Origin of the sequence: Dyella sp. EPa41 (genome assembly GCF_016586165.1) — a bacterium.
In the GTDB taxonomy this organism is placed as follows: domain Bacteria; phylum Pseudomonadota; class Gammaproteobacteria; order Xanthomonadales; family Rhodanobacteraceae; genus Dyella.
The window spans coordinates 99,478-116,390 of the sequence record NZ_BCPR01000004.1; the positions used below are offsets into that span (position 1 = coordinate 99,478).

9 protein-coding genes and 1 pseudogene are annotated in these 16,913 nt (G+C 64.3%); 2 read left to right on the forward strand and 8 right to left on the reverse strand.

Features of this window, described 5'->3' with window-relative positions; translation table 11 throughout:
* Positions 1-68 precede the first annotated feature (68 nt).
* From JMF82_RS02820 to galE, 3 genes are all read right to left on the reverse strand, one after another.
* Positions 69-3,473: a GH92 family glycosyl hydrolase gene (locus JMF82_RS02820; RefSeq protein WP_201313018.1), complete on the reverse strand. Its 3,405-nt coding sequence runs from the start codon at positions 3,471-3,473 to the stop codon at positions 69-71.
* A gap of 56 nt (positions 3,474-3,529) precedes the next feature.
* Positions 3,530-5,899, reverse strand: a complete 2,370-nt coding sequence (locus tag JMF82_RS02825) for a GH92 family glycosyl hydrolase (RefSeq protein ID WP_236585260.1) — start codon at positions 5,897-5,899, stop codon at positions 3,530-3,532.
* 303 nt (positions 5,900-6,202) lie between these two features.
* Positions 6,203-7,258, reverse strand: coding sequence for a UDP-glucose 4-epimerase GalE (galE, locus tag JMF82_RS02830; protein ID WP_201313020.1), 1,056 nt, complete (start codon positions 7,256-7,258; stop codon positions 6,203-6,205).
* A 563-nt stretch (positions 7,259-7,821) separates the two neighbouring features.
* On the opposite strand from galE, the gene JMF82_RS02835 reads away from it, so the two are divergent.
* Positions 7,822-8,928 (forward strand): polysaccharide biosynthesis/export family protein, encoded by a 1,107-nt coding sequence (locus JMF82_RS02835; RefSeq protein ID WP_307837951.1) that lies wholly within the window; start codon positions 7,822-7,824, stop codon positions 8,926-8,928.
* Positions 8,929-9,395: 467 nt separating this feature from the next.
* Positions 9,396-10,556, forward strand: coding sequence for an undecaprenyl/decaprenyl-phosphate alpha-N-acetylglucosaminyl 1-phosphate transferase (locus JMF82_RS02840; protein WP_236585261.1), 1,161 nt, complete (start codon positions 9,396-9,398; stop codon positions 10,554-10,556).
* 34 nt (positions 10,557-10,590) lie between these two features.
* Here the strand turns inward: JMF82_RS02840 and JMF82_RS02845 are convergent, their stop codons facing one another.
* From JMF82_RS02845 to JMF82_RS02865, 5 genes and pseudogenes are all read right to left on the reverse strand, one after another.
* Positions 10,591-12,027: a right-handed parallel beta-helix repeat-containing protein gene (locus JMF82_RS02845; RefSeq protein ID WP_201313022.1), complete on the reverse strand. Its 1,437-nt coding sequence runs from the start codon at positions 12,025-12,027 to the stop codon at positions 10,591-10,593.
* 27 nt (positions 12,028-12,054) lie between these two features.
* A complete protein-coding gene (locus tag JMF82_RS02850; protein ID WP_201313023.1) occupies positions 12,055-13,209 on the reverse strand; it encodes a glycosyltransferase family 4 protein in 1,155 nt (384 codons plus the stop codon).
* 76 nt (positions 13,210-13,285) lie between these two features.
* Positions 13,286-15,253: an asparagine synthase (glutamine-hydrolyzing) gene (gene asnB / locus JMF82_RS02855; RefSeq protein WP_201313024.1), complete on the reverse strand. Its 1,968-nt coding sequence runs from the start codon at positions 15,251-15,253 to the stop codon at positions 13,286-13,288.
* Positions 15,241-16,161, reverse strand: coding sequence for a glycosyltransferase family 4 protein (locus JMF82_RS02860; RefSeq protein WP_236585262.1), 921 nt, complete (start codon positions 16,159-16,161; stop codon positions 15,241-15,243). Before JMF82_RS02860 ends, asnB begins: the two co-directional genes overlap by 13 nt.
* A gap of 173 nt (positions 16,162-16,334) precedes the next feature.
* A pseudogene (locus JMF82_RS02865) lies at positions 16,335-16,913 on the reverse strand (hypothetical protein); the annotation flags it as partial.

The following is a 16,913-nucleotide window of genomic DNA, read 5'->3' on the forward strand; positions in this document are numbered from 1 at the left end:
AGCGCGAAAACCCGCTGCTCGCTCCCTCTCCGGCAAGGGCGAGCGACCGCGAAAGACCCGTGGACCGGTCAATGCGCCGGCGGCGTGCCGAGCCATTCGATTTCGGACAGCGACACATCCTTTCCACCGGTCGCACGCCAGCGGTAGTACGTGTAGTCGCCCGGCTGCGCCACCGCGAACACCCGCGTCTGCCGTCGCCACGGGAAACGTTCCTGGCGGCGGCGATCCAGCGTCTTCCAGTGCACGCCATCGGTGGAGGCCTCCAGCGACCAGTCGCGCGGATCGCTGCCCTGCTTCGCCGAGGAGGTGAGCGTATACATCGCCACGCGTTGCGCGGCATTGAAATGCACCTGCGCGCCTGGCTGCCTGCCATGCAGCGTGGCCTCGGTATCGGAGGTGTTGTCGCTCAACGCACGCGCCGCTTCCGCATCGCCTTGGACGGTCACCGTGCCGTTGGCGGCATCCGCCAGATCGACCCAGGGCGAGGGCGCACTCGAACCCGTCGTCACCGAGGGCAGGCCCGCGTCATCGCCCGCGCCCCAACGCGACGGCTCCGCCCCCATCTCGAATACCAGCTCGGCGCCCCGGACCAGGTCGGCATGGCTGAGCCAGTTGCGGTCATACGGCTTGCCGTTGAGCGTCACCCGCTGGATGTAGCGATTGCGATCGCTGACCTCGGGCGCGCGAATGTCGATGGTCTTGCCGTTCTCGAGGTGGATCACCATGCGCGGGAAATACGGCGCACCGATCGCATAGGCAGGCGTGCCCATGCGCAATGGATAGAAGCCCGCCGCGCTGAACAGCCACCACGCGGACATCTCGCCATTGTCCTCGTCGCCGGGATAGCCCTGGCCGATCTCATCGCCCACGTAGAGGCGGGACAACGCGTCGCGTACCTTGTCCTGCGTCTTCCACGGCTGGCCCGCCAGGTCGTACATGTAGAGGATGTGGTGCGACGGCTGGTTGCTGTGGCCGTACTGCCCCATGCGCACATCGCGCGCCTCCAGCATCTCGTGGATCACGTCACCGTAGGCGCCCACGTTGAAATCATTGCCGGCCGCGAAGAACGCATCGAGTTTCCTGGCCAGGCCATCGCGGCCGCCATAGAGGTTGGCGAGGCCCTGCCCGTCCTGCACGCTGTCGAACGACATGTTCCACGCATTGGTCTCGGTGTAGTCGCCGCCCCAGGCCTTGGGATCGAAATGCGCCGCATCGGTGCGCCACGTGCCATCCGGCTTCCGGCCCACGAAAAAGCCCAGCGCCGGGTTGAACAGGTTGACGTAGCCCAGCGACCGGCCGCGGAAATAGCGGGCATCTTCCGCGTAGTGGCTGGCATAGGGATCGTTGCCCTCGTGCCCGTCGGCAAGACTCTGCGCGAGTTCGCCGATGCCGAAGTCGTTGAGATAGCCCGCCATCGACCATGACAGCGCCTCATCGGTGCTGTTGTCGACATAACCGTGGAACACCGAGCGCTCGATGCCCTTGCGGCCGGCACCCGGTACCTCGCTGGGCACCGTCGCATCCTTCAATGCGGCCTGGTAGAACGAGCGCACATCGAAGTTGCGCACGCCCTTGTTCCACGCATCGGCAAAGGCCACGTCGGCGCTCGTTCCCACCATGAGATCGGCGAAACCGGGCGACGACCAGCGCGCGATCCAGCCGCCATCGCGATACTGCTGCACGAAGCCGTCGATCATCTCGCCGGCGCCCTGGGGCGTGAGCAGCACGTAGGCTGGCCACGCGGTGCGATAGGTATCCCACAGCCCATTGTTGACGTAGGGCTTGCCGGCGAGCACGCGCGCGCCGGTCTGCACAGGCGTATCGGCGCCGGCCTTCGCGGAGAACGGGCTGGCGTAGCGGTAGTCCGGATGCGCCGTCGTGCCTGTGTTTTCGAACGCCTCGTTGGGATAGAGGAACAACCGGTACAGGTTGGAATAGAGCTGTCGCTTGTCAGCGGCACTGGCGCCTGGCAGCTCCACGCGCCCCAGGAGTTCGTCCCACTTGGCCGCCGCGCGCGCCTGCACGCTGTCGAAGGTGTCTTCCGGCGCGATTTCCATCGCCAGGTTGCGCTTGGCCTGCTCGAGGCTGATGAGCGAAGTGGCAATGCGCATCGTCACCGTCTTGTCCTGGTGCGTATCGAAGCCGTACCACGCCGCGACGTGGTCGCGCCCCTGCCCTTCAAGTCGACCGCTTTCCGTCACCGGATGGTCGAAGGTCGCATAAAAAAACAACCGCGTCGCGCCAGTAGAGAGGCGACTGGCGACATCGGAATAGCCGCTGATGCTCGAGTGGGGGGTATCGAGCACGACGCTGCCGTGATCGTCGCGGTTGTCAAAAACCAGCTGCGAGCGATCGCCCGCAAAGGTGAAGCGAAGCATGGCCGCGTGGCTGGTGGGCGTCATCGCCGCCACGATGCCGTTGTCGAAGCGAACCTGGTAGAGGTCCGCCCGCGCGGTTTCGTGATCATGGGTGAACGGCAGCGCACGCTGCGCGCGATCCAGCGGCGGGGCGCCGGTAGCCGCCGCGGCCGGCATCACCTGGAACGTCTGGCGATCGCCCATCCACGGGCTGGGCTCATGGCTCAGCGCGAACGCCTCGATGCGCGGGTGGTTGTCCGCATCGTTGCGCTCCTGGTACTGGTAGATCCAGTTGGAACCCGCGTTGGTGGTCGGCGTCCAGAAATTGAAGCCATGCGGCGTGGCGACGGCCGGGAAATTGTTGCCACGCGAGAACTTGCTGTTCGCATTGCTGCCGCGCCGTGTCTCGACATAGGCGTGCGGGGCCATCGCCGCATCGGCGACCGCCTGCTCGCCAAGGCGCAGGTCGTCGAGATAGCCATGGAACGCCGCGCTGTCGGCGGGCGCATCGCTCACCAGCTCGATAGCCTTCACCGTCTTGCCCGCGGCCACCTTGCCCACGTCGATGTCCAGGGCATTCCATTGGTTGTCATGCAACACGCGCGAGCCGCCCTGTGCCGACGCGTTGGCCGCCACGCGATGCTGGTCCCGCGCATCCATCGCGGACAATCGCGAGCCGTCGTCGAACAGCAGGTCCACGGCAACGTACTGCGCCGCGTCGCCCGGCCCCTCGCCTGGGCGCACCGGGAAGATCACATAGGAGAGATGCGTGCCGGGCGTCACGGACTGCTTCAGCTTGTACAGCGTGAGGCGTCGTTGCCCCGGCTTGCCGGCGCCCGCTTCATAGCGCAGGGCATGGGTTCCGGTGAAACCGACGTTCGCCGCGGCGGTGAGCACCTCTTCCTTGCCCGGCCCCGACACGACGCGGGCTTCCCAGCCTTTGCCGCGCGCGGAGGACGGCGATGCGTCGCCGCGCTCGAACGAACTCAGGAAGGGCTTGCCGGGCGCCGCTGCGTCGGCGATCGCGCAGGTCGAGGCAAAGGTCACCAGGGCGACGCACACGGCCTGCCCCCAACGACGCGACGCGACGCGATGTCCCGCAGATATCTTTCCCATCACCCTCTCCCCTCACCCACTATCCATGCCTCGGAAAATAGTCCGCCCGCCGCACGTCAACCATGCGGCGGCGGGAATGAAGGCGGCGCCTTCGACGGATCGCTGCCCCAGCGCGGATTGGCCTCCGCGCGCAGATCGAAATGCAGATGACCACCCTGCGTGGCGAAACCCGCCGGCAGCCATGGACTGTCGTGCGGCTTGCCATCCACCGTCAGCGCGTGCACGAACGGCTTATCGGACGCGGCGCCGGGTGCCTCTATGACCACCTCGCCGCCTGCGCGATGCACCACCGCACGCGGAAACAGTGGACTGCCGAGCACCAGCTCCGCGCGACCGGGAATGGCCGGATACATGCCAAGCGCGGACCACACATACCAGGACGACATCTCGCCGAGGTCGTCATTGCCCGGAATGCCTTCAGGCACGTTCTTCCACAGCGTGTTCAGCACGATGCGCACGGCTTCCTGCGTCTTGTAGGGCTGGCCCGCGAACGCATACAACCACGGCGTGCCTATCGATGGTTCGTTGTCGAGTTCCGCGTGAAGCGGGCCCGCGGCAGTCAATGCCCAGTGCCCGTTGTCGTCGTGGAAGAAATGATCCAGCCGCTGGATCGCCTTGGCGCGGCCGCCCATGCGATCGAACAGGCCTTGCACGTCGAACGGCACCATCCACAGATAGACGGAGGCACTGCCTTCGACAAAGCCATCCTCGGTATCGGGCGCAAAGGCCGGCCAGCTTCCATCCGCATTGCGGTTCTGGATATAGCCCGCTTCCGGCGTGGCCGCGGGGTTGTAGAGATTGCGCCAATACCCCGCACGCGCGAGGAACCGCCGCTCGGCGGCATGGTCGCCGACACGGGCGGCAAGCTGGGACAAGGCAAAGTCCGCCGTGGCGTCTTCCAGCGTCTCGGCCGCGCCGCCCCAGGCATGCGATGTCGTGGCGATGTAGTGCAGCGAGAGCCACTGATCCAGCGATGGACGCTGGCCGACGCACTCCACGTTGCATCCGTCATCGGACATGTCATGTGCGGTGGGCTCTGTCGCAGCCTTGGCAAGCGAGTCATACGCGCCACGCAGGTCGAACGCGTGGCCGCCGAACGCATCGATCGCGGCGATTGCCGGCACCGCGGGATCGCCGCTCATCACATGCGTGCCGCCATTGTTGTGCGTCCAGCGATCCCATTCACCGTTGTTCTGCCTGGCCTGGTTGTAGAGCGATTGCGCGATATCGCTGCCCACGTCGGGATACAGCCAGGTGAGCAACTGGAGCTGCGAACGGTAGACGTCCCATCCGGAGAAATTGGCGTACTGCGCGTGCTGCCCGCCCTCCAGCCGGTGCACCTGCTGGTCGAATCCAAGGTACTCGCCGTTGCTGTCGCTGAATACGTTCGGGTGCATCAACGAGTGGTACAGCGCGGTATAGAACGTCGTGCGCTGCTCGTCGCTGCCACCCTGTATGTCGATCTTCGACAGGGCCTGGTTCCATGCTTCGCGGGCCTTGCCGCGCACCAGCGACATGTCCGTTCCCGCAGGTACTTCCGCCTGCAGGTTGGCGCGGGCGTTCGCGAGGCTCACGTAGGAAATGCCCACCCGCACGTGCACGGGCTTGCCGCCCGGCCGAAAACCCAGCCACGCGCCGGAGCCCTTGCCGGCTTCGGGAAAGCCCTTGTCGCCATAGCCGGTGCCGCCACGGGCCGTCGTCGCCTTCGGCTTCACGTCGCCATCGTGCCACGCGCCATGTTCGATGATCGGCTGGTCGAACTCGGCGACGAAATACAAGGTGTAATAGCTGCGCTGGTCGGCCTTCGCCAGATAGCCGCAGAAATTGCCGCTGGTCACCGAACCCGTGACTGCACGCGACGATGCATCAATGGTAACGCTCGCATCACTGCTGCCCACCTCCGAGTCGGAGACGCGAATCAACAGGTTCGCGGCCTGCCCGGAAGGAAACGCGAAGCTCGCCATGCCGCTGCGCAAGCCGGCCGCGAGTTCGACCTGCACGCCATTGGCCAGGCGCACACGGTAGTCGCCCGCGCGCGCCTGTTCATCGGCATGGGTGAAGTCGCTGGCGTAAGTGGCGTCCGCGAGATCCGCCGATGGCGAACCTGCCACCGGCAAGGTGATCGGCATGAAGGGGACATCACCACCCGCGCCACGGCATCCCGCACCGGAAAGATGCGTCAGGCTGAAGCCGCGGATCCGCGTCGCGTCGTATTGGTAGCCGCTGGGCGAGGCCGTGCGCGCATGCGTGCCCTTGGTGTTCTCGGGACTCCACTGCAGCATGCCGAACGGCATGACGGCACCCGGGAAGGTATTGCCGCCGTGGCGGCCGCCGATCAAGGGGTTCACTTCGTCCACCGGTTGCTTCGCTTCGCCGGCCATCGGCGAGCCAGCAAGCAACCACGCTGCGCCAAAGAGCAACGCCACGCTTGCGCCGCGCCGAGCACGCCAACCCACCGACCGCCCCTGCCTCATGCCCTCTCTCCGCCGGCCTTCATCGCTGGCCGATTTTCCGCAGTTAAATCGATCTAAACACGACTGCCAAAAAAAAGGCGATGAGATCCTGGCGGTCGGTCCGTTGCCGGTCGATCGCCGAAGCTGATGCCTCCGGCAACTCTACCCGGTTTCCGGCGGCTCATGCTTGCTGCGTTGCGGAAAACGTGAAACGTCGCCGCCGCCCGTGGCGCGCCCAGGGACGTCCATTCGAGACTTGACGTCTTGCGACCAGGGTCAACGGCAACTTCCCGATGGCATCGCCTGCCGCAATTCGATCACCTGCGCGGACTGGTAGCCGTGCGGATGCATCGACTGCCATCGCCAGGCATCGGCGCACATGCGCAGGAGATCGTGCTGCGCATGCCATCCGAGCGTCTCTTGTGCATGCGAGGGGTCGGCCCACACTTCGGCGACGTCGCCCGGGCGGCGATCGACGATCTCGTAAGGCACGCGGCGGCCGGAAATGCGTTCGAAGGCCGAGACGACTTCGAGCACGCTGTAGCCCCGCCCCGTGCCGATGTTGAGCACATGGCAGCCGCCCACCCTGAGAACGTCGAGCGCCTTGGTGTGGGCGTCGGCCAGGTCCATCACGTGGATGTAGTCGCGCACGCCCGTTCCGTCACGGGTCGGATAGTCGCCGCCGAACACATGCAACCTATCCTGCATGCCCGCCGCCACCTGCGATACGTAGGGCATCAAATTGGAGGGAACACCGCCCGTGTCCTCCCCCATCAGCCCGCTCGGATGCGCGCCCGCAGGATTGAAGTAGCGAAGGATCGCCGCACTGAACGAAGGCCGCGCTTCGCACAACTCCTGGATCAGGCGCTCCATCACCAGCTTGGTATGACTGTATGGATTGCATGCGCGCAAGGGGGCGTCTTCCTTGATCGGCACGACATCGGGGTCGCCATACACGGCCGCCGTCGAACTGAAGACGAGTCGATGCACGCCAGTCGCCTGCATGGCCTGCAGCAGCGCGATCGTGCCCGCAACATTGTTGTCGAAGTAGAGCAATGGCAGGCGGCAACTTTCGCTCATGATCTTCAATGCGGCAAAATGGACGACCGCATCGAAGCCGCTTGAAAGCACGGACTCGAGCGCGGCCTTGTCGCGTACGTCGCCCTGCACGAAGCGCACGTCGGCGCCGCTCAGCTGGCGGATATGGTCGACCGCCGACAACGAGCCATGGCAGAGGTTGTCGTAGATCACCACCTCGTGGCCTTGCTCGATCAACGCCACGCACGTGTGGCTCCCGATGTAGCCGGCACCGCCGCAAACAAGCACTTTCATACGCTATCTCCGCCGACCGACCTATCCGAAGGTGATGGCGTCCATTGCAACGCTTATCACCAGGCTGAGCGTCTATACGACGAATCTCATTGGCCGTATATACGCCTTAGCAGATATCGCGAATCAGCTGAACGCAGCCCCATCAAATGTGGCGCATGAACCGCGATACACGGCCTTGCCGCGCGAGGCGACCAGGCCACGCCGTGCATCGGTACATAAAGAAGCACGCGTATCGTCATGCTATCGAAGGCAATCTCGTTTTCTTCACGATACATAGCGCGCGCGTAACGATGTGATCGTGCGGCAATGATTCAGGCAGCTACGGTTTTTGTAATGCTGCGTTCATGCTTTTTATGGCATCACATGTCGCCCTTCTAAAAAACCTGCAAAGCCAGGGTTATGCACGCGGAAGGCGACGCATGGAAAAACTTCCCATGCCAGCTTTCCTTCGACCGTTCAGCCGAGCTGAACCTTAATTGCGAGCTTCAGGTGTGCCGACGTATGGCGGCGCCCAGGGTCCACCGTTGCTCGCGGAAGGCCTTCTGAATAAGGAGCCAGTGACCGTGAAAACACTATCCGCCTTGTTGCTTGCCGGACTCCTGCTTTGCCTGCAGGGATGCGTGCCAGGACAGTACATGACCAAGGAAGGCTTGACGGAAGGAACACCAACGGACAACAGCCAAATCCAGTTGCTCACCATCACTCCACAGCTCCTGCAGCAATCCCCGCAGGGCGACCTGAATGCAACCGTCCCCCAGGCGCTGCTCGACTACCGGCCTGAGCCATACCGCATCGGCCCGGGCGATACGCTCTACATCACGGTATGGGATCACGCCGAACTGACCTCTCCCGCCGGCGTGCAGCAACAAACCGTTGCAAACGGACGCCTTGTCCGTTCGGACGGCACGCTGTTCTATCCCTATGTCGGCTCGATCAAGGTCGAGGGCCTGACGCTCGAGGAACTGCGCGCGCAGCTCTCGAGCAAACTGGCCAAGTTCGTGGAGCGGCCGCAGGTTGACGTGAACGTCGTCGGCTACAACAGCCAGCGCATCCTGCTGCAAGGCGCTTTCATGAAGACCGATCCGCAACCCATCACAGCCGTGCCGCTGACGCTGGGGCAAGCCATCGGCACCGCCACCATCAATGCGGACCAGGCCAACCTCGGTGACATGATCCTCGTCCGCGACGGCAAGGACTATCACCTGGACCTGTCGGGAACGAGCAGCAATACACGGCACAGCCCGGCGCAGGACATCTATCTCAAGCCAGGCGACCGCATCTTCCTGCCCTACAACGACACCAAGGAGGTGTACGTGATGGGTGAGGTCATGCGTCCGCAAGCCGTCAACTTCCGGACCGTTGCCAGCATCAACCTGACCCAGGCCCTGGGCCGCGTCGGCGGACTCAACCCGCTTACCGCCAATGGCAAGGAGGTCTACGTGATCCGTGGTGCGAGCAACTTCGAGAACGCGCCCGCCAAGGTATTCCAGCTCGATGCACGTTCGCCGGCGGCGTTTGCGCTGGGCGACCAGTTCTGGATGAAGCCGGGCGATGTGGTCTTCGTGGGCCCCGCAGGCATCACCCGTTGGAACCGCGTGATCAGCCAGCTCCTGCCGTCGCTTAGCGTGATCAGCACGGCCGCCTACACCAACTACAGCGTGAACCATTGATGCGACAAGCGGAGCCATCCAGGTGGCTCCGCTTCGTGTACCGGCCCTTAAAAAACAGAGGTATTTGCATGAATGCATGCCATCGAGATCAGCACAGCCCTGCGTTTTCGTCCTACTTTTGACGCTTTCTGCAAATTGATCGACTTTGTCTGAACGGCCATCGCGCGATGCACGAAATTGCAATGCAGACGTGATAGCTTCTAAAGCCTGGTGTCGAACGAACCAGGCTTTATCACGCAGGCTGCTGGACTCCGACGGTTCCAGCAGGAGCAGCAACGATCCAGACCTTTCACGGCCCAGGAGTGCAGGCCGCAAGGAATGGCGTTGCTCAAAGCCTGCACCACTTACCACCGGCTCGCACGGACACAGGGGGGTGAGCTGAGAGCGGCGGGTAATGTGCTATGCAAGATACTCATGTGATTTTCGCCTGCCTGATGGGCGCAATCACTTCAGCGACAGCCATCTTCATGCTTCGCCGGTACGCGCTGGTCCTGGGTCTCATCGACCACCCAACGCAACGCAAGCAGCATGTCGGCAAGGTGCCTTTGATCGGCGGCCTGGCGATCTTCATGGGCGTGACCGCCGGCGCGGCGTGCTACGGCCACTTCCATTGGTTCATCAAGGTACTGATCGATACCACCATGCTGCTGACGCTGCTTGGCGCCCTGGATGACCGCTTCGATCTCAGCGTGAGGGAGCGCCTCGTCATACAGACGATCGCGATCCTCACCGTCATCGCCACGACGGGCGTATACATCCACACGCTCGGCACGATCTTTGGCTACGAGATCGAGCTCGGCTGGCTCGGTTACCCGTTCACCGTGATCGCCGTCATCGGATTGGTGAACGCGTTCAACATGATGGACGGCATCGACGGCCTCGCGGGCAGCCTGGAGATGGTGAGCATCGCGGCCATCACGCTGTTCGTCGGCCTCGGCCCGCTCCACGAGGCCATCGTGCTGCTTGCCCTGCTCGCCACGGCCTCGCTGCCCTACCTGGTGGCCAACCTTGGCCTGGCCGGCCGGAAGATCTTTCTCGGCGACGCGGGCAGCACGCTCATCGGCTACCTGCTGGCCTGGGTATTGATCCGCATGACCCAGGTGCCCGAGGCGCACATGTCACCGGTGAATGTGCTGTGGTGCGTGGCCCTGCCCGTGTTCGACACGCTCGCCGTGATGCTCCGTCGCATGAGCCAGGGCAAGTCGCCCTTCAAGCCGGATCGCGGGCACATCCACCACATCATGCTGGGCTGCGGGTTCGGCCCGCGCAAGACACTGCTGGCACTCATCGGCTTGGCAGGCACGTTTGCCTTCATCGGCGTCGCGATCAGCCATGGCATCGCCTCTGCGGGCGTCAACCTGATGATCTTCTGCCTGACACTGGCCGCCTATATCTGGACAACCACGCGCCTGTGGTCGCGCCAGGAAGCCGCCCGCGAATTGTCGCAGGCATCCAAGCCATGGGCTGCGCGTGCCAATGGCGTCGCGGCAGCGTCCTCGATGAATACCGGGTTGACCAGCCACGGCGGTCGCGGAACGATCGAGCCATCCACGCTGCGCGGCTCGGGCTTCAAGCCGGGCATCGAAGGCAGCTCCTTTCGCTCGGCCTTACAGGAGCCGCCACGGTAGTCCACCGTGGCGGGCTCGCCGGCCGCGCGCCGGGTCAGCTTCCAAGAAACTGGATCGCTGAGCCGGCCGCGATCCTGGTGATGCCGGACTCGACCTTGTTGTCGTACTCGTAGGACTCTGCCAGCGACAGCGTGGCCTTGACGGTGCGCATCTCGTTGCTGGTGCTGAGGAAGGACATCACGCCCCGCGAAACGCCGCTCGCCTGCGGCGCGCTTCGCGCGACATTGCCGGAAATGACCACGTTCTGGATCTTCCTCGCCTTGTCGGATGTATCGTCCATGGCAAAGCTCAGGCAACTTCCGCGGATATCCACGAAGGTATTGCCGGCGCACACCACGTCGTTGGCGCCGTAGATGCCGATCGCTCCCATCTGCGGGCGAATGCCGACGAACGTATTGCCGGTGACGACGGCCCGCACGGCGTTGTCGCTGGCCTTCCATACGTAGGTGCCGAGGCGAACGGCATCACCGCCCGGCCCGGAGCCCGGCGGTGTACGCTGGAACGTGCAGCCGCTGATCTGCGTGTTGCTGAGTCCGCCGATGAACACGTCATAGCGGATCGAATTGACGAAGTTGCAGTTGACGATGGTCAGGTCGTCCGGCGGGTCGGCCTTGGTCTTCGGCTTGGTGGCACCGTAGATACCCCAGTAGCAGTTCACGAACTCGCAGTCGGACACGGTCCAACCGCGTATGTTGTCGCCGGTCTGGTGTCCATTGAAGAACGTGATGCCGGCGGTGTTCACCGAATTGATGTCGATGAACTTGCAACGGCTGATGCGGATATTCCTGTAGATGCTCCAGTTGTGGTCGGGCTCGAAGTCGATCGCGCCGACCGAGGAAGACAGCTTTGCGTTGCCGATGTTCTGGAAGGTGCACCCCTCCACCGTCAGCGTGTCGCAATCGATGATGGACAGCCCGTTTCGATTGGCCTTGACCAGGCCGTCGAACAGGCAATCGCGCACCACGATGCGCTGGTTGTGGCGTTCCGTGTCATGGAGCGTCCCCGATCCCACGTACATGCCGTCGCCACGAAATCCGTGGAAGGTCACGCGCTCCACCACCATGTCGGACGTGGCGTTGACGGCCAGCAGGTAGAAGTACTGCATGTAGCCGAACTCGTCCACGCGGCCGTTGAGCACGAAGTCATGCAGGTGGATGTTGCGCATGTTGTCGGCGACCAGGCGCGTGCCGCCATCCCGCACGTGCGTCACCATCATGAATTCGCATTGCAGCGAGTTGTCGTAAGCCTTGAGCTGGCTTGCGCTCCCTTCGCCATACAGCTCGAGGCCGGACTTCAGGTCGAGCTGCTTGACCAGGTATACCCCCGAAGGAATGAACACCTTGCTGGAACTGTCGATGGCCGCCTGGATGCCCAGCGTGCAATCGTAGGTGCTGACGCCGGCGCGGATCGCCGCGCGCTCCTTCTCGGGCAGGAAATCAAGGACGTTGGCCGCCTTCGATGCGGTTGACATGGTTGTTATCTCCGTCTGGGAAGGGTGTCACTGGCGAAGGAGCGCGACGCCTACGGGTTGGCAAAGCTCCGCGTAAACCTCCATGGTTCGCCTTATGACGATGCCTTCGTCGAACTCTGCATGTGCCTTGCGGCGTGCCGCCTGTCCGAGTTGCCGCGCAAACTCAGGCTGGTCCTGCAATCGTCGAATGGCGTCGGCCAGCGCATCGCTGTCCTTGACGGGAACCAGCAATCCATCCACGCCGTCGCGCACGACTTCGCGGCACCCCGGCACATCCGTGGTGACCAGCGGAAGCCCGCAGGCCGCCGCCTCCACCAGCGTGCGCGGCAGCCCTTCGCGATAGCTCGGCAGGACCACCACGTGCACGCTGCCGAGCAACCGGATCATGTCGTCGACATGGCCGAGCCAGGTGATCAGCCCCTCTTCGACCCAGCCGCGTATCGTCGACTCCGGTACCGCCGCCGGGTTGCCTGGATCCGGCATGCCGGCCAGCAATGCATCGATGGGACGCCCCTGGTCGCGCAACTGGCGCAGCGCGTCGATGAACTCCTCGATGCCCTTGTCCCAGAGCAGGCGGCTCGCGAGCAGTACGCGCAGGCTGCCATCGCGGGGCGCGGCGCTGGGCACGCCGGCGAAGCGCGCGCAATCGACACCTGATCCGCGGATCAGGCGGATGTGCTCCGGATCCACCAGACCGGCACGCGTGAACAGCTCCACGTCGTCCGAGTTCTGCAGGATGAGCCGGGCCTGCTCTCCGCCCAATGCGAGCCTCATGAGTCCGCGCACGACCGGGCGCAACAGGCGCGCCTTGAGTTGCTCGCTGGTGAAGACGTAACCCATGCCGGCCACGGCGTTCACGCGAACAGGAACGCCCGCCAGGCGCGCCGCCAGCGACCCATACACCGCGCACTTGATGGTGAAGCCGTGGACCAGGGTGGGCCGCTCACGACGGATCAGGCGCACGAGATACCAGAGCAGCGCCATTTCGCGCATGGGATTGAGGCTGCGCCGCTCCATCGGCAACGGCTCCCAACGCAAGCCGAGGCCACGGAGCTTCTCGCCGTAGGGCCCGGGTGGAGAAATCAGCAACACGTCGCAGCCGGCGTGGCTCAGCGCCATCGCCAGCGATCGCCTGAAGTTGTAGAGATACCAATCGGTATTGGCGAAAAGTATGACCTTCATTCGTACACCTCGCGCATGCCCTTCGAGGTCCTGCCCCTCCCATGGGCAAACACCGGGCGGTTCTATGGGGCGGCTGTCACGACAATGTCCCTTCCGTCTCCTGCAACCAGGCCTGGAACATCAAAATGGTCCACAGTGATTGCTGCCAGTTTCGGCGGCCGCTCAAGTGTTCTTCCCAACGCTGCCGGATGGGGCCGGGCTCCAGGTAGCCCTCGCGGCGCAGCCGGCTTTCGCTGAGCAAGGCCTCCGCCCAGTCGCGCAGCGGGCCCCGCAACCAGCTGCCCAGCGGAATGCCGAAGCCCATCTTGGGGCGCTCGATCAACTCCTTCGGCACATGCCGGTAGAGCAACTGGCGCATCAGCCATTTGCCCTGCCCCTGGCGAATCTTCTGATGCAACGGGATGCGCCACGCGAGCTCGACCACGCGGTGGTCGAGCATCGGTGCGCGGGTTTCCAGGCTGTTGGCCATCGCCGCGCGATCGACCTTTACCAGGATGTCGTCGGGCAGATAGTTCTGGGCGTCCATCGCCATCATCCACTGCGCAAGGTCATCGGCCTTTGGCCAGGAGCGTGTATCGGTGAACGACGTCTCGGCCTGGTTCGCGCCGATCACGATGTCCGAAGGCTTGCGCCAATGGCTCACCAGGTTGAGGAAGAACGCGCGTCCATCCGAGGCCGTGAGCACTTCGGCGAGCTTGTGCGCCTTGTCACCCGGATTGGCGAGCTGCCAGCCCTTGGGCAACACGGGGCTGGCGAGGTTGAACATGGCGTCCCATCCGCCCGGCGGCAGCGCCTGCAGCGCGGACGCCATGGTCCGCCGCACCACATGCGGCATGCGCTGCATGCGCTCCCACGTCGTGCGTGCCGCGAGGTAGCGGTTGTAGCCGCCAAACAGTTCGTCGCCGCCATCGCCGCTCAATGCCACCGTCACTTCGCGCCGGGTCAGCTCGCTGATGAGAAACGTCGGTATCTGCGAGCAGTCGCCGAATGGCTCGCAATAGATCGATGGCAGCTTCGGAATGACGGCAAGCGTGTCCTCCGGCCTCACGTACAGCTCGGTGTGTTCGGTACCCAGGTGGCGCGCCACCGCCTTGGCGTGCACGGCTTCGTCGTAGTCGCTTTCGTCGAAGCCGATCGTGAACGTCCTCACCTGGCCCCGGCTGGACGCCTGCATCAACGCGGCAACCGTGCTGCTGTCGATGCCGCCGCTCAGGAAGGCGCCCAGCGGCACGTCGGAAATCAGTTGTCCACCGACGCTGGCGCCGAGTTGCTTCTCCAGCGCGTCGATCGCCTCCTCGTCACTGCAGTCGAGGGGATCGCGCAGCCCGGCGCTCACGACATCGTTGCATCGCCAGTACGGGACCGGCTGCGCCTCGCCGGGCGCCTCGGCGCATATGCACACGAAATGGCCGGGCGGAAGCTTGAAGACATGGCGATAGATCGAGTGCGGCGCGGGGATGCAGTCATGGGCAAGCAGCAGTGCCAATGCGTCGCGGTCCACTTCGGTCCGAAGCGCGGGATGCGCCTTGAGCGACTTCAGCTCCGAGCCGAACAGGAACGTCGAATTCTGCCACGCGTAATAGAGCGGCTTCTCGCCCATGCGGTCGCGCGCCAGCGTGAGGGCGCGTTCCTGGCGGTCCCATACGGCGAACGCGAACATGCCGACGCAAGCCACCAGGGTCTGCTCGATGCCCCATGCAACAAAGCATGCCAGCAGCGTCTCGGTGTCGGAGTGACCGCGCCACGGTGGGGCCTCGCCGTGGCGGGCGAGACGCTCGCGCAGTTCGAGATGGTTGTAGATCTCGCCGTTGAACACGACCACGTAGCGACCGTCGGCGGAGGGCATCGGCTGGTGCCCGGCGGCCGACAGGTCGAGAATGGAGAGCCGACGATGTGCCAGCGCGATGCCGACATTCTCGTCGCACCACAAGCCACCGTCGTCGGGCCCGCGATGGGTCAGCTGACGCGACATGTTGCCTGCCCGTTCGAGCAGCACCTGCCGGTCGTCCGAGCGCAGCTGCCAGAAGCCCGTTATGCCGCACATCGGCTCTGCCCCACGCTGTGCAATACCCGGGCGAGCCGCGGCGCTTGCGTCTGCAGGCAATAGGTCTGCTCGACCGCCATGCGTCCGGCCTGCCCCATGCGCAGGCGCATGGGGCGATCCTCGATCAATTGCACCAGGTTGTCCTCCCAGCTAGCGCTGCCGGTCGCGAGAAAACCGCTCTCGCCGTGGCGCACGATGTCGATGTTGGCACCGACGCGCGACGCCACCACGGGCAGGCCGCACGCCATGTACTGGATGAGTTTGTAACCGCACTTGCCCCGCTCCCACGGCCCGTCGCGCAACGGCATGATGCCGATGTCCATGCGGGCGATCGCGGCGGCCTCGCTCTCTTCGGTCCATGGCAGGACCTCCGGATCGAAACCCTTGAACTGGTCGACCACGGCGGGGTTCGCGCCCACCAGGAGCAGGCGCGCACCGTGTTCGACGCAAACCTTCTCGAGCACCTCGCGCTGGTCGAGCAGATAGTTTTCGGTGAGCGGTGAACCGATCCAGCCGATCACCGGACCCCGATCTTCCCCGTGCACCACCGGTTGATAGCGCCGCTCATCCACCACCGTGGGAATGACCTCGATGCGCGACGCGCCGGCCTGGGCCGCACGCTCCGCCAGGTAACTGTTGCCGGCCACCACGCAGGCGGCATCACGCATGACGCGGTCGATCTTTCGCCCCAGCAGTCCGCGCACCAGGCGATTGGACGAAAGATCGTACCGATGGAACAGCGCGTCGTCGTAGTCCACCACATAGGGCTTGACCGATCGCGCCAGCAGCGACTCGACCATGGACGGCAGGTACGGAAACAGTTCGCCTTCGATCCAGGCGACATCATGCTCGCCGTTGCGCATCAGCTCCTTGAACCGGTGCGCGCCGCGGCGCCACGCATTCACCATGGCCCCGCGACTGTTGCCGCGAAAAATCGCATCAAGGTACTCATCCGAGAAGAGCGGCCGAACGTCCACGTCGATGCCGTAGCCGCGCAACAGGGGAAGGTACTGCAGGCTGCGCAGCCGCGAACTCGCCCCCCTCCTCGAATATTTGGAAAAAAGCAGGACCCGGATGCGCCTCATCGCCTCACCCTGACCAGCGCCAACGAGTGTTCGACGTACCACAGCACCAGCGGGAACACGTACATCCACTGCAGCGAGAACGCCTCGATATAGGGATTGGTATTCGTGGCAAGGAAGGCGCAGACAAATCCGGAGAACAGGAACTTGTGGTGCGCCGGCAGGCGACGGTCGAAGGCGAGCTTCGCCACGCCGAGGACATAGATGATGAAAGGCAGCGCGTAGAAGAACGCTCCGAGCAGGCCCACGCGGAACACGCTGGCGATCCAGACCACCTCGTATCGCCAGGGATGGATCGGGTCGCTGACGTAGTTCACGCCTACGCCCTGCCCTGAACCCAGGCCGCCGTTGTCGAGGATCGCCGCATACAGCGAGCGGGACATCTGGGTGCGCTCCTCGCCGCCGCCGGCAGCGAGCTTGTTGAAAACGATGTTGAGCACGGCCGATACGCGAACCTGCGTGTAAGCCTCCAGCACGTAGAGCGCGATGATGAGAACCACCAACGAAGGCACGCCATACTGCATGAAGCGCACGATGGCGGGCTTGCCGCGATGCTCGGTGGTACGGGAGCTGAGCAT